Genomic DNA, 22,414 nt, shown 5'->3' with positions numbered 1-22,414 from the left:
TTTTTCTTCTGGGTTTTTTCCGGCGACGCCCTCACGGGCTGCATTTCGCGCCAGAAGCGCGACTCAGGCTTTCCGCGGTGACGGAACCTTCATATTGAACGCGATTGCGAGCCAGCACAATATGAGCCCGGAGCACGCATAAAACACCGCGTTCGCGCCATCGTGTTTTAGAAGCCAGCCGCCAACCACGCCGCCGAGGGCAAGGCCGATCGACTGCGTGGTGTTGTATACGCCCGTGGCCGCACCCTTCCGATCGCCCGGCGCGAGCTTCGAGACGAGCGAGGGCTGCGACGCTTCGAGGATGTTAAAGCCGAGGAAATACACGAACAGGACGGCGGGCACGATAACGAGTGTATGTTCGAGCGAGCCAAGCAATAGCTGGCCAATGAGGATCAGACCGATTGCAGAGACGACCACGGCCTTCATTTTCCCCCGCTTCTCCGCGGCAATGATGGCCGGCACCATCATGACGAACGCAATACCCATGACCGGCAGATAGACCTTCCAGTGCAACGAGACCGGCAGCCCTGCGTCGACGAGCAGGCGAGGCACCACAAGGAACAGCGCCGTTTGCGTGGCGTGCAGTACGAGCACGCCGAAGTTCAGGCGCAGCAGCTCGACGTTGTGGAGCACTTCGGCAAATGGCGCCCGCAAGTGGACGGGCCGGTTCGGCGAATCCGGCACGACCCAGATCACCACGCCCACCGCGAGAATCGAGAGCGCGCCGACCAGCGAGAACAGGCCGCTCATCCCGAGCCAGTGGAACACCAGAGGCGCACCCACGATCGCCACCGCAAAAGAAATGCCGATCGAGGCACCCACCATCGCCATTGCTTTTGTGCGGTGCTGCTCGGCAGTGAGGTCGGCAATAAAAGCGAGCACCGCGGAGGAAACGGCGCCCATTCCCTGGATCACGCGACCGACGATTATCCAAACAATATCGTGCGCCCCCGCGGCGACGAAGCTGCCGATCGCAAATATTACGAGACCCGTCGCGATAACTGGCTTGCGGCCAACCTTGTCGGAAACCCAGCCGTAGAAGATATAGAAAAGCGATTGAGTGACGCCGTACGCCCCCAGCGCGATGCCGACCAGCAGGAGATTGTCGCCGCCGGGAATGGTTTTCGCATACACCGAAAACACCGGCATGATCATGAAGAGACCGAGCATGCGCAGTGCAAAGATCGCTGCGAGCGACAGCGTCGCTCGCAGCTCGAGCGCACTCATGTGCGAGCGGGAAGTGGCCGATGTGGAAGTTGCGCTCATATCGTGTAAAAAAAAAACCCAGCAGTCGCTGGGTGAAGATAGCTGCCGATGCTGCAGTCGGACGTGCTTGACCGGCAAGCTGAGGACACGTCGAAGTCACGCGATTCCGCGCCGCACCCGCTGAAAGCCTGGTGCAATATTATGGCACGACATGACATTTCCAGGAATTTAGACGCGAAAACTTAAACGAAACTTAAAACCCGGCTCGTGAGCCAGCCGGCGTGCTGCTTGAGACCCTGGTGATCTGGGACGGCGTGCTCTCTCTTTTATGCGGCCTTCGACGATCCCCAGACGGTCATTGGAACCCTGAGCGCTGCGAGGGCTCCCGCTCCCGGAAGCGAGTCGGATGCGGCCAGACCTCTCGTCCTACGGCCGCATGACGAAGGGCACGCGCGATTTACCGCTCGCGCAGATTACGTCGGATCGCAATCATTTAGCTTCGCGACATGTCGAGAATTATTGATCCGATGCGGCAGGTCGCTAATGAACGTCAGGTCGCATCTGCAGACTTATCGCGTGTATCCCCTGGAACGCTCTTGCGCTGACAACGGCATCGGCGCTGTCTCGCAATAACGAAGACATGCGCCGGCACCTCAGCGCTCCAACGGTCTAAATACCCCAGAGAATATCGTCGCCATGGCGATGGGCCTCGCGCATCATGTCGAGCAATGGCCAGGCGCGATGTTCGACGGTCGCTGCCGCACTGTTTGAACTATGGTCGTTCGGCACGTGATGGAGGACGTTGAGGGCTAATTCAGTGCGTGCCTGATCTTCGATAGCGCGTTCAAGTCGCGTTATCATCGTACCCAGTTCGTCGTGGCTGATGACGCCACGAGTGGCGACTTGCTTACCAATGGCTGCGAGGAGATATTCCGCGAGGTTCCGCAGCATGACGACGTCCGGAGTTGAACGGCACTTGAACGTAACAAGCATACAGACCTCTCCGCGAAGGACAACTGTGCCGCCGAGGCGGCCGCCTGATGCAATCGACGCTTATAACCAGCAACGAGGCTTGCGCTAATCTCGATATCCAAAGTGTAGGCCAATATGTCACATTGTGCTATATAAAGATCAGATGCGCGGACCGTACCTTACCGGCGCGCAGGCAGGTCGACATGAATCTAACTCGCGGGCAGCGCTCATTAGCTGCGCACGACGTTCGTTGTGTTGTGGCATAAGCGGAGGCAATAAATGCCATGATCGACTGCTCTTTGGGGGCGTGATGACCCTCCAGAATAAGCGAACGCTAAATTGTCCCTCTGTACCGCCAGGGACGCTTTGGCATCGCGGACAGATTCATCGTGCGCTCGCGGACGAGGCGGGATGCCCGGCAGGCTTCGAAGCCATTTGTGCGGTTTGTGCGTGCTGAGGAATGGCGTCCAGGTCGACCCAGTCATACCGCACGCTCGCCACCGCCTGCCGGAGGGCGTCATTTGCTTGATAGTACTGGTGATGAGAGATCAGCCTCGCAGCGTCATTGACGTCCGCGATCACCAGTTTTAGCGGAACGAGTTCCATGGTGTAGGCAACGTTGATATTCGCGACCTTCAGGGCGTTGAGCGCCTGATCCCGCTGACCTTGCTTGATGTGCTCATTCGCGGATGCCACCGCTTTGGATTTCTCGGAAGACTGGGCGAGATTGTCGGTGATAGTTACGTCAGCGCCAACCGGAAGCCACGTCAGCTCCTGCGAAGCGTGAGCGACGTCCGCTTGGACATGCGGCGCGCCGGAAGCCGTGGGTGGAAGTTTCAAGTCTTTTTCAGCCTTGGTAAAAGCAGTATTGTCAGCCTGCGCTTCCTGCAGTGATTTCTGGGCGGCTTTTACAAGCGTGGCGGCCTCCGAACCGTTACCGTTGAAGATTGCGAGTCGCGCAAGTTCGATCTGCTGGAAGGCCTCGTTTCCTTTCCCCGAGACTTTGCCCATGTCCGATGCGACGGCCCGCGGGGACTCGGCGGCCTGCACGGTCGCACCACAATAGGCGGCGGAGAGCAACGCGCACGTGACAGCGATAACCTGATGCCTTTTCATGGTTCATTCTCCTCAGCGAGTGTCCAGTTCCAGACGTCGCATGCGGCCTTGCGCGCTCACATCGGCGGCGCATATGGCATGCGAGACTTTCACAGGGCTTGAACTTCGAACAGTTGACGCTTTAAAGCTAGGCCGTGGTGCTTAAAGGACGCTTAATAAGGAGCCATCCGGACGCAAGGCGGCAGCACTGGGTAGTGTGAAGAACCGGACCTCGCCAGTTAGCGTTCGCATGATGTGCTAGCAGCGCGAAGCGACCACTGCCGCTTCTTATGCGCAATGACGTCAGGTTCATCGCACATACTCGTGATCATCGGCGTTAGAGGGCGCTCATTCTGCCCGTCGCTTCCGGTTAGACAAGTCTTGCTCGATCGCCGCTCATTACATGAGCGCGACTCCCTGACCAGATCTCACCGTTGGAAGTCTGGCTTGCAGTTCAGGCGGGTACTCGGGTACTCCCTTCAAGCGCCCCGCTAACGGATCGAGCTTCCGTTGACTCCTCCCTCGCTGAACGATGGCGTTGCCAGTCAACTCGTCGCGTCCATTCGCTCCATCATTGCTCGCGTCTGCTCGACGCGCAACGCGCAGCGCATTGCGAGCCTCATCACGATCACGCTCCAGAGCGCCACTAGAAGAATGTCCCAACCGAATCCGATCACACCGAGTCCGCCACCGATGCCGCCGAGCCACGACAATAACCAGATGCCCCCAAACCACGGCAACAGCCACGCAATGTTGTTCCAGCCGAAGTCTTTCGCAGCTTTGCGCAAGACGATGTGGTAGTACGCCGCGTAGAGTACGAAACCGATCGCCACCAGCGCAAACAGAAAGGTGTTCGTTGCAAAGCCAGTCCAATATATTACGAGGTTGCTGCAGATAAATGCGGCTGGCGCCAGTACGGGCGCGGCCCACATGCGAAATGGACGATGCAGTTCCGGAAGGTTACGGCGTAACACCAGCAACGCGATCGGACCAAGACCATATGTCAGCACCGTAACCGACGTAATGTAGTCGACCATCTTCTGCCATGCAGGAAACGGCAGCAGGAAAATGGTGCCAACCACCCACATCACGAGAACCGCCAGCCATGGCACCTTGTTGCGGTTCAGCTTTGTCAGCACGCGGGGACCGGCCTCCATTTCGCCCGTAGCAAAGAGGACGCGCGATCCGCCGGTTACATACATCAGCCCCGTGCCTCCAGGCGATATATAGGCGTCGATATAGAGAAGCGTCGCCATCCAGCCGAGCCCGAGCGTCGCGGCAAGTCCAGCGAACGGTCCCATTTCCCCCTTGAAGCTGAGGTGTGCCCATCCGTGCGCGAGATCGACCGGCGACAGCGCCCAGATAAAGGCCACTTGCAACATGATGTAAACCACTGCAGCGAGCACAACCGAGCCAATCACGGCTAGCGGAATGTCGCGATGTGGATTGGCCGTTTCGCCGCCGAGGTCGATCGCAGTACGGAAGCCCAAATAGCTGAAAACGATACCTGCTGCGGGAAGTGCCGTGAACATGCCGGAGAGCTTGTAGGTGTCAGGCGCCGCACGCACGACATCCCAGTGGGTGCTCGCTGCCATCAAGCCAACGATGGTCAGTATCGGTACCAGAATTTTCCACCACGTAATGGTTGAATTGACGTTGAGCAGCCATCTGATCACCATCAGATTCAGCAGCGCGGTGATTCCGAGCAAACCGGCGCACACGAAGAAGCCCGCCAAACTCAGCACCCCGGCGGAGCCAGGACGGATCAGCCATGGCAGATAGTTGCTTGCATAAGTGACGATTGCTTCGGCTTCGACTGCAGGCACCGGGACATAGGCGAGGAAGAGCAGCCAGCACCACAACCTTCCAAGTCCGTCGCCATGGCTCGCGTGGCTCATATGAACCAGCGCCCCACTACGAGGAAAAACGGCGGCAAGCTCCGCGAAACATAGCGCAATCAGCATGATGATGACAGCGCCGAGCGCCCAACTGCCTATGCTCAACGGACCGGCTATTCTCGATGCATGGTAGGCGCCGAACAGCCACCCTGAACCAATCATGCTAGTGGTGCTTGCGAACAGCAACCCCACTATCCCAGCATCGCGACGCAGTTTGCCCGACAGCGTCAGGTCGGAAATCGTGCTCATTTCTGGTCTCCTTGCGCCTGCCCCGGAGTTCGGTTTTTGAACCGGCGTTGCGCGAAAGAGGCGGTGCGCATCCGCGCACCGTCATACATGAACGGCTCATCCTGAACGCTTCGACCGCATAAACGGCGATAAAATTCCCGCCGTGAACCGAAGCGACAATTAAAGGGCTTGGAAATGCCCGTGCGCTTCGACGAGCGTTAGTTCACACTGTGCCATTTCAAATTCGTGCATGGCTTCATGCGATTCAAGCATCGTCGAGCATGCGCCAATCGCTCGCACTGGCCCCGGCCAGAGTACGCACACGAGCTTCGTCGCGCGCAAGTTCTCGCGCGGATCCGGAAAAAACGACCCGACCATCGTCCAGCACGCAAGCCGCGTCGGCAATCTCGACAGCCGCTCGAACGTTCTGCTCAACCAGAAGCACCGACATGCCTTCGGCGCGCATTCTGACGATAACATCAAACACTTCCCGCACCATCAGCGGTGCGAGACCTTGAGACGGCTCATCGAGAAGCAGTACGCGTGGGTTGAGCAGCAGGCCGCGTGCGATCGCGAGCATTTCCTGCTCCCCTCCGGAGAGTTGCCGGCCCTTGCTGTTCCGACGCTCGCGTAACCGGGGAAAAAGCTCAAACACACGTGCGATCGTCCAAGGACCGGTGCGCCCGTTGGGCACAAGCAGATTTTCTTCCACGCTGAGACCCGCGAATATGCGCCTACCCTCCGGCACATATCCGACACCGAGCGACGCGACCCGGTCTGGCGGCCAGCCGGTCGTTTCGCGGCCTAGAATGCTCACCCTTCCCGCGCGTGGCCGGGTCAATCCCATCAGGCTTCGCATGGTTGTCGTCTTGCCGGCGCCGTTGCGCCCTACCAGGGCGACAATCTGGCCGTCGTCAACGTCCACCGATACGCCATGCAGAATGTGGCTCTTGCCGTACCAGGTCTGCAGTCCCTCGGCAACCAGGGCACTCATTTTGCTGTTCCCAGATAGGCTGCCTGCACGGCTTGATTGCCGGTGATTTCTTCCGGCGTTCCTTCTGCCAGAATCCTGCCTTCGGCGAGCACCATGATGCGCTGTGCCAGTTGGAAGATGACGCGCATGTCGTGCTCGATCAGAATCATCGTCAGCGATCGATCGCGGTGCAGGCGTCGTATCAGTCGCGTCACGTCGTAGGTTTCCTGATCTCCCATCCCCGCGGTCGGTTCGTCGAGGAGCAGGAGCCTGGGTTCGAGTGCGAGCGACATGATGATTTCCGTGGCTCGCTGGTCGCCAAGCGACAGCTCGCCCACCAACCGGCGCGCACGCTGCTCGAGTCCGCCGAGCACGAGCAATTCTTCCAGCCGCTGGTTGACGGTCGCGCGCGCCGCCCTCGATAGCCACGGCGAGAGCCTGTGCCCGGCCCGAAGTTCGACCGGAATCCGCAGATTATCGCGAACGGACAACTCAGGAAAAACTTCCGTAATCTGGAAAGTCCGCGCCATTCCCATGGCAACGCGGCGATGAGGCGCAAGCCGGGTCACGTCGCGTCCGTCGAACACGATACGCCCCGACGTAGGCGGAAAGAACCCACTGATCAGATTGAAGAACGTCGTCTTTCCTGCACCGTTAGGTCCAATTACCGCGCGAAGCTCACCGGCTTCCACAGTCAGGCAAACATCGCTAACCGCGCGAAGATTGCCGAACCGGTGAGATACGTGATCGACTACGAGCAGGCTCATGAACGCACCCCGCCCGTCCGGATGCCCAGCACGCCACGGGGAAAGAACAGAACGACGAGGATGAACAGCAGGCCGATAAACGACATCCAGTTCTCAGTCCGTGTGGAGATGTAATCCTGAACCAGCACGAAGACGGCCGCGCCGATCAGCGGTCCCCACAACGAGCGCATTCCCCCCAGCACGGCCATGATCACAAAATCGCCTGACTGGTCCCACCGCAGATCATGCGGATCGGCGAAGTTATTGAGCAGCGCGTACAAGGTACCGGCAAAACTCACGAAAAAGCAGGAGATCACGAACGACAGCCAGATATGCTGCTCCACCGGCAGCCCCAGGAAGCGCGCCCGCTTTTCGTTCTCGCGTATCGCCAGAAGCGTACGGCCAAACGGAGAGCGCAACAGCGCAGTCATGACGGCAACCGACACGGCAAAGCAAAGCAGAACGAAATAGTAAAACACGGTGCTGTTGCCAAGAATGTCGATTCTCTGCTGGCCAAAGTGGAGAGGCATGCGATGCCATCCGGAGAGCCCATCGTCGCCGCCAGTCACGGCGTTCCAGCGAAAGGCGACGAAGTAGAACACCTGGCCGAATGCGATCGTCGCCATCGCGAAATAGACGCCCCGAAGCCTGGCAATCAGCGCGCCGATGAGCGCCGCCGCCAGCGTGCCGGCCGCGACCCCAATGACGATACCAAGCAGCGTATTCGGCACCAGATAACGGATCGTCATACCAACGCCATACGCGCCGAGACCAAAATATGCCGCGTGACCGAACGACAACACGCCAGTAAAACCGAGTAGAAAATTGAGCGCCATCGCCGCCAATGCCATTACTACTACGCGTGTACCAAGTGCCGTATAGCCGCCGAGCCAGGTGATCCAGTACGGCATGGCTGCGAGCGCCAGCCAGACCGCCGCATTCCCCGCGAGTTGCAGTGATGATCTCACTGGACCCTCCCTTCCTCACCCAGCAGTCCGCGCGGACGTACGAGCAGCACTAGCCCCATCAGGACGTAAATCATCGCTTCGGTCGCGGACGGGAAAAAGACAGAAGTCAGGCCAGAAGCGACGCCAATGAGAATGCCGCCGAGCAGCGTACCCGGCAGGCTGCCCAGTCCCCCGACGATGATCGCAACGAAACTCGGCATGATGAGCGAATCACCGATGGTCGGTTGCAGTCCGAGCATGCCGGCTGCCAGTACGCCAGCCAGCCCCGCGAGAAAGATGCCGAGGCCGAAATTCATGCTGCGAAGCCACCGTACATTCACGCCCAGTGTCGCGACCGTTTCGAGGTCTCCGACACCAGCGCGGATACGAATGCCGGATCGAGTGAACTTCAGGAACATGAAGAGCGCCGCCACGACGATCACAACCAGAACGACCATGAACACACGATAGCCCGTTAGAAAGAAGAACGAGGACGTCAATGGCCGGTTCAGCGCGTCCGGAATCTGGTATGGCAATGTCTGAGGCCCCCAGATATAGCGGCTACCGTCCTGCAGCAGAAACGCGAGCCCGAACGTGAGCAGCAGACTGTATAGGGGATCTCTTCCATACAGCCGGCGAATCAGTACCCGCTCGATCAGCAGTCCGAGAGCAGCCGTCAGCAAGGGGGCAATAACAAGCGCAGCCCAAAAGCCGACATACGGCATGATCGTGTAGGCGAGGTAAGCGCCAATTGCCAGGAATCCGCCGTGCGCGAAGTTGATGACACCGCTCAGATTCAGGATCAGCGACAGGCCAAGCGCCATTAGCGCGTAAAACGCGCCAATGACGATACCGTTGAAAACGTTGAACAGGATCAATTGCGTCATACCGTTACCTGTGCTGCCGACGTCCGCTTCCGATGTCCCGGCTCATCGGTCGCGCGGCAGTTGCGGCAGCGCGACATCATTAGGCACTCAGCCCCCTGTCTGGCTCCCCGAACCGGTCATGCCCATGTGAGACGGCAGCCGGTTTCGCTGACCGGCAGCGCCGCGTCGATGCCCTTTACCAGCTGATCGACGTGGAATAAATCATCAGGTCTAGGTCCCTGCGCTACCGCATGTCCCACATAGAGATCCGGCATGAGCTGATGGTTGCCGGCCCGATAGAACGGTGTGTCCGGCATCAGCCCTACGTCCGGCGGCAACTTGAAGCCTTCGAGCGCCCGCGCCAGTTTCACCGCGTCAAGCGTCTTCTCCTGATTAGCGACGAGTGCAACGCTATTGACAGCGACGTGCCCGAACCAGTGTCTGGCAGTCGGCACTCTCCCGGCCTTCTTACGGATGCCGGCCACGTATTCCGCTACGTGGGGTACGTTGGGCTGGTCCCAGTACCATTCGAATACCCACGTACCGATTCGCGCATCCGGCGGCAAGCCCTCGAGCACCTCCAGTTCCTGCTGCGCCCCGGCGATGTGGAAACGCTTGTTAAGGCCGAACTGCACCGCCTGCTTAAGCGAATTGACAGCATCCTGACCTGCGGTAAGAAACAGGATGACGTCAGGATCGGCAGCCTGCGCCTTGATCAAATATGACGAATAGTCGGTGGTGCCAAGCGGCGCCAACGCGGCTCCAGCCTCCACCCCTCCGAACTTCTTCAGGCTCGCCTCGAAGCCGAGTTGCAAGGTGTGGCCAAATGCGTAATCTGGAGTGATGAAAAACCATTTTTTTCCGTACCGGTCGAACAGGACCTTCGATACCGAGTTGGTTTCCATCCTCGTCGTATTGCAGACCCGAAAGACGTTCCAGTGACAATCTTTACCGGTCACGGCGTCGGTATGCCCACCCGTCACGATATGCAGTGTTTTCAATTCGTTTGAAACCTGCCCGATCGCAAGCGCCATGGCCGAGTTGACATTGCCAAGCAGGAAGTCCACCTTGTCACGTTCGATCAGCTTGCGCGCCTTCTGTACAGCAGCGCCAGTATCCGCGCTGGTGGAATCCTCCACGATGAGCTGAACCGGACGACCCAATATGCCCCCGCGCGCATTGATCTGATCGATCGCGTATTCGCAACCCATTTGCTCGTTCTTGCCGAGTTCGGCATAGGTACCTGTCAGCGGGTCGTCGAGCCCGAATTTGATTGGAACCTCTCCGCGCGCCTTGATGATGAAGGGTGCGCCGATCTGCGCAATTCCGGCTGCGGCAGCAGCCTTCAGTACGAGCCGGCGATGCCGTCGGCCCGCGGTCGATAGTCTTCCCATTTCGGTCTCCCACAGAATGGACACGTCCGAGCAATGCTCGCGCTCTCCTCCTGGGAAAGCTGGTTCCGATTTCTACGCTTCGGATTTCCAACGCATATCAAATGTTAGTGCACGATATGACATAATTCCATCAGATGTAACGAAACGTCTGAGTGCCAGCCGGTCTATCGCGGTGATTCAACGCACACCGGCGCGGTACGCGGGTAAAGCGCTTCAGTAAATGTCCCGGGATGCGCATGAAAGAGACGCGGGAAAACCTCCACTCTGAAGAATCCTTCCTCTATTGAGGCATCTGGAACAACTCCGATGCTCGCGCCGGGTGTTGGGAGATCTGGCAGCATCGTAGGCAGTGGTCGCGCTCGCAACCGATCCGCTTGTCAAAGATTGCGCCAAAGCGAACGCGAAATTGTGGGACCACATCGGCGTTTCGTGCGCGGCGTCCGTTACAGAGATGGCCGATTTCGAATGGGTGAGTTCCCCTCCGCAATCAGGCAAGACCAGCCACGGCCCTCGCTACCGCGATTGAGATGATTAATCGAGGCTCGAAGCCCCGAAACCCAATGCGCTAAGTGCGAAACTTCCTGCGCCAAACGCATTACGTGACGGCGTGTATGCATCGTCAAACGCCAGGATTTCGCCGTGCGCTGCCAGCGATATGTCCGCCAAAGAAGACCGGGAATACGGATCGGCGCGCTCCGGATACCATGGTGTCGTTGGAGAGGATACTGCCTCAGAGGTCGAGCCTCTGCTCGAAGACCTCATCTTGGCCCATGGACCAGAGGAATCCAGCGGCACTAACTCGTCCAGCATACGATCACCTGTCATCGCGTTCACGCTGCCGCAAATGGCTGTCGCGACCAACAGCACGGCCTTGGTGAGCTTGCGAAGGAGTTTTGATGAGTCTGGCGCAGACTTCATGAATGATCGCTGTGTCACTTCAGAATTCAGACGTTTGGAACTTGCCGCCTCACGGCACAGTCGCTGCATGATAGCGGGTGGCCTCTGCCAAATAAATCTGTGTTTACTCCCTATCTGCGAGTGCAGCGCACCGATGGATCCCGTACCCGGTGCTTACCCCGATGATCGGATATGGCCCCGCAGCGGCCGCGCATGCCTTGTCCCAGCCTCTGTCCGACAATTTGCGCAAACTCAGCGCATATGCCATGAACAACTTCATTGTATGGATGTCGCAAGGCAACGCTCGCCTCAAAGCGGCCCATCCGAAATCCAGTACTACATGCCGATATATCTGTAACGCTCCGCCCGTGCCTCGCAAAGTGGTGGCGCAAAAACCCTCGAAATGCGGCTGGCAATCAGCGCGGTCGCCATCAGCGAATGACCAGTGCGTTCCTATTGATCATCGCGATGACAATCACGAAGGCCTTGCCAACCCGGAGATGACGCCGATCAGCAGCACCGCGACGGCGAGTAGCGGATGGTCCGAAATCGCGCGGGATGGAAGTGCCGCAGGTTAAGCATCAGCGATGCGCCGACGTGGATCGTCGGCACGCCGCAATATGTCACAATCTGCATCAATCAGATGCGCTTCCAGCACTGCGACGAGAGCGGTGACCAACGGGCCCACCCAGAAGATTCCATAGTGGAACCAAAGCCGCCGAACATGTTGCAGCGATCTTCTGTCCAGGATGCGGAAGAAAGTGGCAGACGGATTCAACGTCAGATAGGGATCAACGAAAAAAAAGCCCAGCCGTGAAGCTGGGCGGAGGGGAATCGCCTTCTGTCGCCTGAAAACGAGTGGGCTTGCTGACGGACCATACGCCATAACATGCAATATCGGCACGCCAGGTCCCACACCACTAGCCCCTAGGATAAGCACGTTGTGACATTTATTCAAGCGATTCCTGCACCTTCTTCGGAAAACCAGGAAGGGGGAACAGGGCAGGAGTTCATTCAGATGACCTTCGCGAGATAACGGCGGCTGCTCCGATGGCGGCATCGCCTGGGAAAATACGGAGGCACACCACGCAAACGCCACATAGACTTCAAGACGTCGCTTCCCTCGACGTACTGCCCTGCTCCACGTCGTCACTTTTCTGGGAGACAGAATGAAAAAATGCACGATCCGGCTCACGTTCGTGATGCTCGCGCTGCTCGCCGGATGTCATGAAACGAAAACGCCGCAAACGGTCACATCGAGCGGCCAGGCTGCCAATGCGTCGGCGCTCAGTACCAGTCCCTCGACGATCGACGCACTGAACAATCCCAACAGTCCGCTTGCAAAGCGAAGCATCTATTTCGATTTCGACAGCTATACGGTCAGGGATGACTATCAGGCGCTACTCCAGGCACATGCGGACTATCTGCGCCGGCATCCGTCCCAGCATGTGCTGATACAGGGCAACACCGACGAGCGCGGCACCACCGAATACAATCTCGCCTTGGGCGAGCGGCGCTCGCAGGCCGTCATGCGTGAGTTGGAAACGCTTGGCGTGCCCGGGACGCAACTGGAAGCTGTCAGCCTGGGCAAAGAAAAACCGGTTGCGCTGGGGCACGACGAGGCGTCGTGGTCGCAGAATCGCCGCGCCGACCTGGTGTACCGCTAATCGCGCAGCGCACGACGCGCGGACCAGTTCAAAGCCCGAAGTACCAGAGCCGCACGTCCTCTTCCTCCGACCATATCTGCACGTCCAGCATCTCGTCGAATTCGACCGGCTCGCCCCGGTACATGCAGCAGAACCCGCGCTCGGTGCGATAGACGATCACCCACTCGCGCGGGTCGGGGGTTGCGTCGGGCGAACGGTCTTCCCGTGTACTCCCGGAATCCGCAAGGTGCACCGCGGCCTTGAGCCGCTCGCGCAACGTCCGCCACTCAGTTTTCAGCTTCACGGTCGCTCACCTTGAGACCCCTGCCGTGCACGGCATACGAAGCGTCGTTGACGCGCACGGATTGCATCGGCGTGGCGGTCCTGCCGCGAGCCCGGGGCTGGAAAATATCGATACTGCGGGCGACGGCGTCCGCAATATGCTCCTTCGCAATCACGCCGGACACGTCGAACGCGCCATCGACAGCGGCATCGACGAGGACCACCGCCATCACCGCGCGGCGCTGCCGGAGTTCGCTGATCACTTCGAACGCCGCATCGGATCGCTTCACGACGATGAAGTTGCGATTCGCGAGTTGCCCGATCGTGACCGTCGGATTGTCATGGCTGACCGCGCGGCGCAGGCCGGTGTTGATGCGCAGCACGCCGTACAGCATGCCTGCCTTCGTGACGACGATGTGCCGGAACGGCGCGACGCCCATGCGATCGAGGAGATCGCGAAACGGGACCTCCACGTCGAGCACCAGTATGTCGGCCTCCATGATCGCCCCCGCGTTCTGCACGAGAAACATATTGGCGTGCAACGCATCTGGAATGACATGACCGCGCCTGACGAGTTTCATCGTGTAGATCGTCTCGCGCGAGAGGAGCCGGCGGGTGCCGATGCTGAACGCAACCGCAAGTATCATCGGCAGCACGATGTCGTAATCGCGCGTCATTTCGAAGATCATCGCCACTGCCGTCATCGCGGCACCCGTGCCGCCCGCGACCACCGCCCCCATGCCGACCATCGCGAATGCAGGCACGCTGACCGGAGCGGCCGGCACCAGCAGATGGAACAGGGACGCCAGCGCGGCGCCCAACGTCGCGCCGATAAACAGCGACGGCGAGAACACGCCGCCCGACGAGCCGGAGCCGAGGCTAACCGACGTCGCGGCCATCTTGCACAGCGCAAGCAGCAGCAGGAACAGGCCACCTTGCAACTGTTCATTGAGCGTCGCCTGGATCGTTGCGTAGCCCACGCCTTCCACGTAGTAGCGGCCTGCGTAGCGCATCAGCAGATACATCATTACGCCGACGAACAGCATGCCGAGCGCGTGGCGCGCAAAACGCCCCGGAACGCGATCGAAGGCGTCCTCCGCCCAGTGCAATCCGCGAATCAGAAACGCGGCCGCCACGCCGGCCACGACCCCGAGCAGCGCGTAAAGCAGCAGCGTGAAGCCGCTCGCGAGATGGTTATCGAGCGCTCCGAGCTGAGGGGGAACCAGGAAAGCCGCTGCTCCGCCCAAGAACAGCCGTCCCACGAACGTGGCGGTGCCCGTTGCCAGTGCGACGGGCAGAAAAGTCCCCACGCTGATTTCCGGCATCATCAGCTCGGTCGCGAACAGTACGCCGCCGATCGGCGTATTGAACGTCGCGGCAATGCCGGCCCCCGCGCCGCTCGCAACGAGAATGATCCGCTGACTGGCGGGCATCCGCAGCCACTGACCCAGCGTCGAGCCCATTGCCGAACCGATCTGGATGATCGGACCTTCCCGGCCCACCGCCGCACCGGTGCCGATCGCGATCGCCGATGCGAGCGACTTGACGACCGCCACGACCGGACGGATCACGCCGCCCCCGAAATAGATCGCGTCCATCACTTCTGGCACGCCATGCCCTTTTGCTTCCGGTGCGAAGCGGCTTACCAGCCACGTGACCACGAAGCCGCCTGCTACCGGCACAAGAATCACCCATGCGCCCCACGGCGACGGCGGGGTAAACTGGCTCGCGTCGTAGAGCGGCGAAAGGCGTCCGAGAAACGCCGCATTATGGATAGTGCCGATCAGCATCCTGAACACGACCGCGCCAAAACCGGTCACGATCCCGAGGCAGAACCCCAGCATGCTCATGCGATAGAGGTCGAGCGGCTTCACGACTTCTTGCGCGTTTTCAGGAGGCGCCGAATCTCCTTCCTTGCCGTCGAGCTTCGTGGGGGCCATATCCCGCTTCTCCTCGCATGACAACACCGCGTCATCGTTCGGCGCGGGAGCCTCGAGCGGTCCCATGCACGCAATACAAGGTCCACGCAGAAAGAAGCCGAGCGGTCTTGGGGGATGATCGAACATCGCACCGCCCGCCTGAATCGGTCGGTGCGACCGGGTAGACAGGCCTCGGCAATCATGTCATGCCGTGCCATGCACTATAGTCCTATCAACGCGTGTTCACCAACCTTGATGGTCGTGGCGATACGGAACACCCACCGTTCACCGCATCCAGATCCGGCGCGGGCACGCAATCCATCTGATACGATTTTGCGCTGTCACCCCGTCACGCCGCATTGCCGGTGCGCTTTGCGATAGAGCAACAGGATTTCAGCAAGGCTGCAGAGAATCCGGTTTCAGGCGCCTGGTCCATGTTCCGAACGAGACAGGTAGCAAAGTGAAGCAAACATCACCGCACATCCGGGTCGGCATGCCCAACAAGCAGGATCTCGAAGCCATGTCGGCATTCCGTTACCAGTTACGCAGGTTCCTGCGGTATTCGGAAGAAATTACTCACGCGGAAGGAGTCACGCCTCTGCAATATCAGATGCTCCTTCACGTCAGGGGATTTCCCGAGCGCTCCTGGGCCAGTATCGGCGAACTGGCTGAACGGTTGCAGGCCGCGCCCAACGGCACCGCGGCGCTCGTGTCCCGCTGCGAAGCCGCCGGGTTCGTCGAGCGTCGCCCCGACGCTTCCGACCGGCGACTCGTGCAGGTCCACCTGACGGAAAAAGGCGAGCGGTGCCTGTTGAAGCTCGCGATGCTGCACAAGCGGGAAATCGAGTCATTCGGTTGGGCGCTGGGGCAGTTTCAGGTTCAACAGACACCACTGGTTGGCGCAGCGGCCAAATCGCCAGATTGGTGATCTTGCAGCGGCGCCAGGGATGAGCGTTCGTCGACGGCCGGCGCGCCAGCGACGATCTCCGCGTGCCAGCCCTTTAGCCCGTGTCCGTCCGACCCATTCTCAAGACATCCAAGACCGCTTGGGCTAATGGGTGATTACCCTCGCACGGACGCGCCAGAGGCTTTCAGGCCTGCCTTAATTGGGGCGATCGTACTTGTCACGCCAGGAGCGGCGCCTGTGGCGCGAAGTCCGCTGGATGACATTTTCCGATGGACGCGAGCGGCTCGACGCCCCTCAGCGGCCACCGCTCGCCGCTTCGTGCGCAGCCGCACTGGACGCGCCTTCCGATTCGGCGGCACGTTCGACAGGTGGCCAAAGTGCCTTGCTAAATGCCCTATCGTGCGCTAAAAAATATTTACTTCCTTCGCGTGTCTACTGGCCGTCCGGCCAATGCCATGGACGCCCCCACTCCAGCGAGCACGACTGTCCATGAGTCTTCTTGAGCTCAGAGGCGTTTCCAGGCATTTCGGCGCCATTCAGGCCCTGACCGACGTGACGCTCAGTCTGGAGCCAGGTCAGGTCGTGGGGCTCATGGGCGATAACGGGGCCGGGAAATCGACTTTGGTGAAGGTCGTCGCCGGCAACTTTCCACCTTCGCACGGCGAAATTCTCATCGATGGAAATCCCGTGCATTTCAACAAGCCGGTCGACGCGCGCGCGCGCGGCATCGAAGTCGTCTATCAGGATCTCGCGCTCTGCGACAACCTGACGGCAGCCGCCAACGTTTTCCTTGGCCGCGAACCGCGGGTCGGGTTCGGGCCTATCCGCGTGCTCGATCACGCGACCATGTATCGGCGTGCGGGTGAACTGTTCAAGGCACTGAAGTCCGAGACGCGCCCGCGCGACCTCGTCAGGCAAATGTCGGGGGGACAGCGGCAGGCGGTGGCCATCGCCCGCACACGTCTCTCGGAAGCAAGGCTCGTCCTCATGGACGAGCCGACCGCCTCGATCAGTGTGCGCCAGGTCGTCGAGGTGCTGGATCTCATCAGACGCCTGTCCGAACACGGTATCGCCGTCATCCTCATCAGCCACCGCATGCCTGACGTATTCGCCGTTGCCCAGCGGGTGGTTGTCATGCGGCGCGGGCGCAAGGTCGCGGACAAGAAAACCGAAGAGTCCTCCCCGGAAGAAGTGACCGGACTGATCACCGGCGCCATCGCCGCTGCCTGAAACTGCCTCGCATCGGAGCCACCACATTGAACGACGCGCCGCGAAGGCCCCCTACAACCCCGCCATTGCTCGATGATCCACAGTCCGCGAGGACGCATACTCGCTGGTCGGGAATGCTCGCAAGCCAGGTGTTCTGGGTCGTGCTGGCAACGATCGTCGCCTGTATCGCCCTGTCTTTCGCGACCTCGACCTTCGCGACCTCCGAGAATCTTTTCAACGTTACGCGAAACTTCGCCTTCGTCGCCATCGTGGCGCTGGGAATGATGGCGGTGATCGTCACGGGCGGCATCGACATTTCGGTTGGCTCGACGATCGGCATTAGCGGTATCGTGCTCTCGGTCGTCATGAACGCGGGCTACCCGATCTGGGCCGGTATCGGCATGGGACTACTGACCGCCGGGCTGGTCGGCCTCGTCAACGGCTTGCTCATCGCGTATCTCGGCATGCAGCCTTTCGTCGTGACGCTCGCGATGCTGAGCGTCGGCCGCAGCCTCGCACTCGTGATCTCCCGCAGCCGGACCATTTTCGATTTCGGCCCCGACGGCAGCAAGCTCCTCGCGCTCGGCGGCGGCGCGACGCTCGGCGTCGCCAATCCGGTGTGGTTCCTGATCCTGCTTGGGCTGTTGTTCTGGTTCGCGTTCGGCTGGACCCGCTGGGGCCGCTATGTGTTCGCGATCGGCGGCAACCGTCATGCGGCGACTCTCACCGGCGTACCGGTGCGCCGCATCGTTTGTTCCGTCTACATGCTCTGCGGCCTCATGGCGGGCGTCGCGGCGATTCTCGAAGTCGGCTGGCTAGGCGCGGTGACGACAGGCCTCGGCACGGGCGACGAACTGCGTGTGATCGCTGCTACCGTGGTCGGCGGGACCAATCTGATCGGCGGGGTTGGCAGCGCCTTCGGCACGATCGTCGGCGCGGCGCTCATCGAGGTCATCCGCAACAGCCTGATCCTGCTCGGCGTCGACGCGTTCTGGCAGGGCACGGTCGTCGGCAGCTTCATCGTCGTCGCGGTGCTCTTTAACAGGCTCGGTGGCGAGCGGCAAGGAGATTGAAATGTCGTTGGACGCGCCGGCCGCTTCCCGGCCGGTGCCGCGGGAAGGGGGTGCGGCCGGATTAAGCGCGGAACTGCCGCACGCATGGGTTCACAAGACCGCGAGGATCCGCTCCAAGGCCGAGTTCCGATTTCGGGCCTGACGTTGGATCGTTATGAAGACTGTGTAGGCCCACATGGGCACCGTAGAGCCGGCGCCGAACAGGAGGAAGCAATGAAGAAACTGTGGATGTGTCTTGCCGCGGCTGGAGGACTCGCGATGCTGGCGTCCTCTGGCTTCGCGGCCGATAAGACCCTTGCGCTGGTGGTGAAGGGTCTCGACAACCCGTACTTCGACCTCATGCATCAAGGATGCGAACGGGCGAACAAGGAACTCAACAAGGAAGGCTACAACTGCTACTACACCGGTCCCGCGACCGCCGCGGACGAGAGCGCGCAAGTGCAGATCATCGACGACCTGCTGACCAAGGGCGTCGCGAGCATGGCGATCTCGCCCGCGAACGCGCCGGCTGTGGCGGAGGTGCTGCGCCGCCGCGGCGGATCGGTCCCGATCATCACCGCGGATGCCGATCTGCTGCCGAAGGATGCGTCGCTGCGCAAGGCCTATGTCGGCACCGACAACTACGAACTGGGCGCCAAGCTTGGCGAGCAGTTGAAGATGCTGATGCCGAAAGGCGGCAATGTCTGCCTGGTGATGGGCAATCCGGCAGCGGAGAACATCAACCAGCGGGCCCAGGGCGCGCGCGATGTGCTCTCCGGGAAGAAAGGGATCACGAAGCTCGCTGGCGAGAACGGCTGGCATGAGATCAGTGGCTGTCCGCTCTACGTGAACGACGACGCCGCCAAGGCGAACCAGATGATGCAGGACACGCTGACCGCCCACCCTACCGGTCTCGACGCCTTTCTGCTAGCGGGCGGCTGGCCTCTCTTTGCGCCGCAGGCCTATTCGCAGGTTGTCGCGCCGATAATGGACAAGATCAAGAACGGCAAGTTCGTGATCGTCTCGGCGGATACGCTCGGGCCCGAACTGCAAGCGCTCAAGGAACACAAGGTGAATGTGCTCGTCGGCCAGCGGCCCGAGGAAATGGGCTACCGCGCCGCGATGGTCATGCGTGACCTCGCGGAAGGGAAGTCGGTACCTCCGGTCATTCACACCGGACTCGACGTCTGCACATGGAAGAACGCCGACACTTGCCTGAAGCATTGAAGGCCGGCGGCCCACATCATCACGATAACGCGCGAGCCGGATCGACACCGAGCCGACTCTGCGCTGCCTCAATGCATCGACGACACCATTTGCCTGCTCTTCCTGAAAGAGGCCGGGCGCGGCATTGAACACCAATAGCGCGCCGACAATGCACGCTTCGACACGTTCGCCGTTGATGCGCATCGTTAACCTCCGCCTTAAGTTGCCCAGGAGTACGCTGATTACATGAGAAATCCCACGGCTCGAAGCATCGCTCTGGTTTGTTCAGTCATCCCGAACATGACTTCGCTAAGCATCAGATAAGCTTCGCATCCTGGACTTCTCTCACGTTCCTCTCATTGCACCGCAGGGTTTTGACGTTGGTCAAATGACCCGGCGTCTCCGCATTGGAGCAACCACAGGCCAGCCCGCCTGAGCGAATCCTGCACGGCGAGCACCGAGTCCCAAGGAAATGCATGGACCGAACCTCCTTATAAGCCCAGTAGCCCATAGTTCGTCTCCTGCAAATCACAGCTTTTGAGCCAAATGTCGCTGGGTCGCGATAACTAAACAGAGCGTCTTGAATAATGCAGCATAATCTTCGCAAAATCTCGTTTGACCTGATCCAGTGTCGGAAACAGGCCTCGACGGCCTCAAGCACTTCGACGAGCGTGGAAAAGTAGCGGTTGCGCAATTCGCCAGTGGCGCGCCGCGATCGCAACGCGGCTGACAGAATGGCACCGGCCATTTCGTACAGCAGGAGATTGCCTGAGTGACCCCTCTCCTCCCGATAAAGTAGGCGTCTAGCATGAGTGAATACTTCACACCTCTGTCATGCATTTGCGCGCCCAAAACGACGTTCGCGCGCCCGATATGATGCGAGTGCGGCATCAAGCGCGGCGTCGTCAAAATCTGGCCAGAATATGTCGGTGAAGTAGAGTTCAGTGTACGCGAGCTGCCATAGCAGGAAGTTGCTGATGCGCTGCTCACCTCCGGTCCGGATCAGCAGATCGGGTTCCGGCGCGTACGCCATCGCCAGATATTGCGCGAAGCTGGCTTCGTCGACCGGCACGGCGTGACCATCGACGGCACTCCGTGCGGTTAGCTCGCTTATCGCGTGAAGGATATCCCAGCGACCGCCGTAATTCGCCGCAATGGTCAGCGTCATACGTGTATTGTGGGCGGTTCTGATTTCCCCTCGCTTCACGAGCGCCCGAAGGTGCGCATCGAACGCCGATAGATCACCAACGACGCGCAAGCGGATGCCATTCTTGTGCAACCGTGCCGTTTCACGCTGTAGCGTCGCCCCGAACAGACGCATCAGGAACGACACTTCGTCCTCCGGCCGGCGCCAGTTCTCCGAACTGAATGCAAACAGCGTCAGGAATTCGACGCCGCGCCGCGCGCAGCCCTCGACGATCGCGCGGACCGCTTCGACACCCTTCACGTGACCGGCCACTCGGGGCAGCTTGCGCTGCGCCGCCCAGCGGCCATTGCCGTCCATAATGATTGCAATGTGCCGCGGCACATCGGTCACGGCCGGTACGCTAACGGTCGAACTTTTATGGATCATGGGAACCGCCGCGAGTCAGGCGGAACACGAAAGTCCCCGAAGGTCATGAAGGTGCCCCTGGACTCTTTTCCTGGTGATCAACTCGACCGCCACCAAATCACGTGGACATCGGCTGGGCCACCGGACGAAATGGACAATCGTATGGTATGCAGACGAAACTGAAAGGATGCTTAAGACGGAGATACTCTCCAGGCTTTGTTCACGTATCGGCAGGTTTAAGGGGCCCGGCGAGGATTTCGTTCATGAAAGCAGCCGCCCAACAGAACGATACCGCCGTCGACAACCCGCTCTCCTATGTTGGCTATCGATTTCCACCCGACGTGATCAGCTACAACCTGGACAGCGCGGCTGGGCCCAAACGCCATATCCTGGCAGGATGACAAGACGAAAAATAAGCAACGAGATCTGGGCGGCGCTGGAGCCGCCAGGCGATGCGACAGCTGCGTGAGCCACTCACGCCTTTCCCTGTGATAAGTATGGCGGTTGTAGACGCCGATGATTCCGGGCTGTACGTGGCCGAGGACTGCCTCGGCAATATCGTTGGGACATCCCAGCGTTGCAAGAAGCGTCCGAGTTGCGCGTCGAAGGTCGTGGGCGGACCAATGCGTGACGGGCAAGCGCGGGGGGTGTCCGGAATTTTGTGTAAACGGGTTGAGGTTTAACCCGGCACCAGCCGCTCTTTGAACTGGATCGCGAAGCGGTTCAGTGCGGCCTTCCAGTCGCGGATCGGCATCATCCACTTCTTGCTGATGTTGTTCAGGAAGACGACCAGCATCAAGCGCGTAATGCCAGGCGCTACCCAGTTCCATGCGAAGGCGCCGGCGTCGACCGGTACGACTCGAGGAAATCGAAAGCCCGGGCGCGTGTGACGGCTGTGACGCGCATATCCCTATAGGCCCCAGCATCGCCTTGAATATACGTGCGACCTCGACCGCTCCCTTTGTCTTCCGATTTACTTCTACATACCCTTCCAGATAGTCGCGGCACAGCTGTCTGACGGTGTAATCGCCTGGGTGCGCAGCCGCTGATTCCCGTTCTCCGCAGTGTCGAAGGTTCGGCACCGGAATCGCGTTCGACGCGCTTCGTTTGCCACTCAGCGATCGCTGCGGCAAATGAGGTCGACGGCCACTCACGAACTTCACCTGTCGCATGCGACCGTCGATCGGCGACTTATAGCGATACGTCCATGACTTGCGGCTCGTTGAAGCCTGGTAGGCGTAGGCCTGGAAATCCCTCAAACGTCATGTGCTCGCCGCTCGGCAGCCTGGCCACGGCACGTGCATCAAAGCGCATTCTTCCCTCGGCGCAGGTTTTCTGCATAACGGCACAAAAACCTATGCCAGCATCACAAGTTTGGGTAAGCGGAGACACGCATCGACACACCAACCGATGGGCCTG

Annotated in this window: 20 protein-coding genes; 7 read left to right on the top strand and 13 right to left on the bottom strand. The window is 60.1% G+C overall.

Annotated elements, in window-relative coordinates:
- Nucleotides 1-63 precede the first annotated feature (63 nt).
- The 10 genes from OKW38_RS37255 to OKW38_RS37210 form a co-directional block, all read right to left on the bottom strand.
- A complete protein-coding gene (locus tag OKW38_RS37255) occupies nt 64-1,266 on the bottom strand; it encodes an MFS transporter (protein ID WP_429365578.1) in 1,203 nt (400 codons plus the stop codon).
- Between the two features lie 609 nt (nt 1,267-1,875).
- Nucleotides 1,876-2,199, bottom strand: a complete 324-nt coding sequence (locus tag OKW38_RS37250; RefSeq protein ID WP_429365373.1) for a DUF1840 domain-containing protein — start codon at nt 2,197-2,199, stop codon at nt 1,876-1,878.
- Between the two features lie 363 nt (nt 2,200-2,562).
- Nucleotides 2,563-3,294 (bottom strand): YfdX family protein, encoded by a 732-nt coding sequence (locus tag OKW38_RS37245; RefSeq protein WP_429333968.1) that lies wholly within the window; start codon nt 3,292-3,294, stop codon nt 2,563-2,565.
- Nucleotides 3,295-3,818: 524 nt separating this feature from the next.
- A complete protein-coding gene (locus OKW38_RS37240) occupies nt 3,819-5,420 on the bottom strand; it encodes an APC family permease (protein ID WP_184068996.1) in 1,602 nt (533 codons plus the stop codon).
- Nucleotides 5,421-5,664: 244 nt separating this feature from the next.
- Nucleotides 5,665-6,393, bottom strand: coding sequence for an ABC transporter ATP-binding protein (locus OKW38_RS37235; RefSeq protein ID WP_090805950.1), 729 nt, complete (start codon nt 6,391-6,393; stop codon nt 5,665-5,667).
- A complete protein-coding gene (locus OKW38_RS37230; protein ID WP_184068999.1) occupies nt 6,390-7,139 on the bottom strand; it encodes an ABC transporter ATP-binding protein in 750 nt (249 codons plus the stop codon). Before OKW38_RS37230 ends, OKW38_RS37235 begins: the two co-directional genes overlap by 4 nt.
- Nucleotides 7,136-8,029 (bottom strand): branched-chain amino acid ABC transporter permease, encoded by an 894-nt coding sequence (locus OKW38_RS37225; RefSeq protein ID WP_244168782.1) that lies wholly within the window; start codon nt 8,027-8,029, stop codon nt 7,136-7,138. The genes OKW38_RS37230 and OKW38_RS37225 overlap by 4 nt, the downstream gene beginning before the upstream one ends.
- A gap of 53 nt (nt 8,030-8,082) precedes the next feature.
- Nucleotides 8,083-8,952 carry a branched-chain amino acid ABC transporter permease gene (locus tag OKW38_RS37220; RefSeq protein ID WP_429365372.1) on the bottom strand — a complete coding sequence of 290 codons (870 nt, stop codon included), beginning with the start codon at nt 8,950-8,952 and terminating at the stop codon, nt 8,083-8,085.
- 116 nt (nt 8,953-9,068) lie between these two features.
- Nucleotides 9,069-10,325, bottom strand: coding sequence for an ABC transporter substrate-binding protein (locus tag OKW38_RS37215; protein WP_090805956.1), 1,257 nt, complete (start codon nt 10,323-10,325; stop codon nt 9,069-9,071).
- A 531-nt stretch (nt 10,326-10,856) separates the two neighbouring features.
- The gene (locus OKW38_RS37210; protein ID WP_184069008.1) at nt 10,857-11,243 is read right to left on the bottom strand and encodes a hypothetical protein; all 387 of its coding nucleotides are present in this window, start codon (nt 11,241-11,243) and stop codon (nt 10,857-10,859) included.
- A gap of 517 nt (nt 11,244-11,760) precedes the next feature.
- Between OKW38_RS37210 and OKW38_RS37205 the strand changes: the two genes are divergently transcribed.
- Together OKW38_RS37205 and pal are read left to right on the top strand one after the other, a co-directional pair.
- Nucleotides 11,761-12,039, top strand: a complete 279-nt coding sequence (locus OKW38_RS37205; protein ID WP_143037191.1) for a hypothetical protein — start codon at nt 11,761-11,763, stop codon at nt 12,037-12,039.
- Nucleotides 12,040-12,391: 352 nt separating this feature from the next.
- A complete protein-coding gene (gene pal, locus OKW38_RS37200; protein WP_429365371.1) occupies nt 12,392-12,889 on the top strand; it encodes a peptidoglycan-associated lipoprotein Pal in 498 nt (165 codons plus the stop codon).
- Between the two features lie 28 nt (nt 12,890-12,917).
- Here the strand turns inward: pal and OKW38_RS37195 are convergent, their stop codons facing one another.
- Nucleotides 12,918-13,172, bottom strand: coding sequence for a hypothetical protein (locus OKW38_RS37195; protein WP_184067236.1), 255 nt, complete (start codon nt 13,170-13,172; stop codon nt 12,918-12,920).
- A complete protein-coding gene (locus OKW38_RS37190) occupies nt 13,156-15,090 on the bottom strand; it encodes a chloride channel protein (protein ID WP_090810060.1) in 1,935 nt (644 codons plus the stop codon). The genes OKW38_RS37195 and OKW38_RS37190 overlap by 17 nt, the downstream gene beginning before the upstream one ends.
- 472 nt (nt 15,091-15,562) lie before the next feature.
- Between OKW38_RS37190 and OKW38_RS37185 the strand changes: the two genes are divergently transcribed.
- The 4 genes from OKW38_RS37185 to OKW38_RS37170 all read left to right on the top strand — a co-directional run bounded on the left by OKW38_RS37185 (nt 15,563) and on the right by OKW38_RS37170 (nt 19,464).
- Nucleotides 15,563-15,997 (top strand): MarR family winged helix-turn-helix transcriptional regulator, encoded by a 435-nt coding sequence (locus OKW38_RS37185; RefSeq protein WP_429334610.1) that lies wholly within the window; start codon nt 15,563-15,565, stop codon nt 15,995-15,997.
- 468 nt (nt 15,998-16,465) lie between these two features.
- Nucleotides 16,466-17,206, top strand: a complete 741-nt coding sequence (locus OKW38_RS37180) for an ATP-binding cassette domain-containing protein (RefSeq protein ID WP_090805962.1) — start codon at nt 16,466-16,468, stop codon at nt 17,204-17,206.
- Nucleotides 17,207-17,319: 113 nt separating this feature from the next.
- Nucleotides 17,320-18,258, top strand: coding sequence for an ABC transporter permease (locus OKW38_RS37175; RefSeq protein WP_090805964.1), 939 nt, complete (start codon nt 17,320-17,322; stop codon nt 18,256-18,258).
- A 213-nt stretch (nt 18,259-18,471) separates the two neighbouring features.
- Nucleotides 18,472-19,464 carry a sugar-binding protein gene (locus tag OKW38_RS37170; RefSeq protein ID WP_090805965.1) on the top strand — a complete coding sequence of 331 codons (993 nt, stop codon included), beginning with the start codon at nt 18,472-18,474 and terminating at the stop codon, nt 19,462-19,464.
- Nucleotides 19,465-20,275: 811 nt separating this feature from the next.
- Here the strand turns inward: OKW38_RS37170 and uppS are convergent.
- Nucleotides 20,276-21,016 (bottom strand): polyprenyl diphosphate synthase, encoded by a 741-nt coding sequence (gene uppS / locus OKW38_RS37165; protein ID WP_429365370.1) that lies wholly within the window; start codon nt 21,014-21,016, stop codon nt 20,276-20,278.
- Between the two features lie 242 nt (nt 21,017-21,258).
- On the opposite strand from uppS, the gene OKW38_RS37160 reads away from it, so the two are divergent.
- Complete coding sequence (locus OKW38_RS37160) at nt 21,259-21,396, top strand: hypothetical protein (protein WP_429365369.1); 138 nt, start codon at nt 21,259-21,261, stop codon at nt 21,394-21,396.
- Nucleotides 21,397-22,414 lie beyond the last annotated feature (1,018 nt).

The sequence above is a fragment of the Paraburkholderia sp. MM5496-R1 genome (genome assembly GCF_050436205.1).
In the GTDB taxonomy this organism is placed as follows: Bacteria; Pseudomonadota; Gammaproteobacteria; order Burkholderiales; family Burkholderiaceae; genus Paraburkholderia; species Paraburkholderia tuberum.
Note: the sequence above shows the minus strand (reverse complement) of the source record. Positions and strands in the feature narration are given on the sequence as shown.

Excerpts from the sequence above, each read along its gene's own strand:
- OKW38_RS37255 (WP_429365578.1), bottom strand. The coding sequence starts at position 1,266 with ATGAGCGCAACTTCCACATCGGCCACTTCCCGCTCGCACATGAGTGCG.
- OKW38_RS37250 (WP_429365373.1), bottom strand. The coding sequence starts at position 2,199 with ATGCTTGTTACGTTCAAGTGCCGTTCAACTCCGGACGTCGTCATGCTG.
- OKW38_RS37245 (WP_429333968.1), bottom strand. The coding sequence starts at position 3,294 with ATGAAAAGGCATCAGGTTATCGCTGTCACGTGCGCGTTGCTCTCCGCC.
- OKW38_RS37240 (WP_184068996.1), bottom strand. The coding sequence starts at position 5,420 with ATGAGCACGATTTCCGACCTGACGCTGTCGGGCAAACTGCGTCGCGAT.
- OKW38_RS37235 (WP_090805950.1), bottom strand. The coding sequence starts at position 6,393 with ATGAGTGCCCTGGTTGCCGAGGGACTGCAGACCTGGTACGGCAAGAGC.
- OKW38_RS37230 (WP_184068999.1), bottom strand. The coding sequence starts at position 7,139 with ATGAGCCTGCTCGTAGTCGATCACGTATCTCACCGGTTCGGCAATCTT.
- OKW38_RS37225 (WP_244168782.1), bottom strand. The coding sequence starts at position 8,029 with ATGCCGTACTGGATCACCTGGCTCGGCGGCTATACGGCACTTGGTACA.
- OKW38_RS37220 (WP_429365372.1), bottom strand. The coding sequence starts at position 8,952 with ATGACGCAATTGATCCTGTTCAACGTTTTCAACGGTATCGTCATTGGC.
- OKW38_RS37215 (WP_090805956.1), bottom strand. The coding sequence starts at position 10,325 with ATGGGAAGACTATCGACCGCGGGCCGACGGCATCGCCGGCTCGTACTG.
- OKW38_RS37210 (WP_184069008.1), bottom strand. The coding sequence starts at position 11,243 with ATGAAGTCTGCGCCAGACTCATCAAAACTCCTTCGCAAGCTCACCAAG.
- OKW38_RS37205 (WP_143037191.1), top strand. The coding sequence starts at position 11,761 with ATGGTCCGAAATCGCGCGGGATGGAAGTGCCGCAGGTTAAGCATCAGC.
- pal (WP_429365371.1), top strand. The coding sequence starts at position 12,392 with ATGAAAAAATGCACGATCCGGCTCACGTTCGTGATGCTCGCGCTGCTC.
- OKW38_RS37190 (WP_090810060.1), bottom strand. The coding sequence starts at position 15,090 with ATGGCCCCCACGAAGCTCGACGGCAAGGAAGGAGATTCGGCGCCTCCT.
- OKW38_RS37185 (WP_429334610.1), top strand. The coding sequence starts at position 15,563 with ATGCCCAACAAGCAGGATCTCGAAGCCATGTCGGCATTCCGTTACCAG.
- OKW38_RS37180 (WP_090805962.1), top strand. The coding sequence starts at position 16,466 with ATGAGTCTTCTTGAGCTCAGAGGCGTTTCCAGGCATTTCGGCGCCATT.
- OKW38_RS37175 (WP_090805964.1), top strand. The coding sequence starts at position 17,320 with ATGCTCGCAAGCCAGGTGTTCTGGGTCGTGCTGGCAACGATCGTCGCC.
- OKW38_RS37170 (WP_090805965.1), top strand. The coding sequence starts at position 18,472 with ATGAAGAAACTGTGGATGTGTCTTGCCGCGGCTGGAGGACTCGCGATG.
- uppS (WP_429365370.1), bottom strand. The coding sequence starts at position 21,016 with ATGATCCATAAAAGTTCGACCGTTAGCGTACCGGCCGTGACCGATGTG.
- OKW38_RS37160 (WP_429365369.1), top strand. The coding sequence starts at position 21,259 with ATGAAAGCAGCCGCCCAACAGAACGATACCGCCGTCGACAACCCGCTC.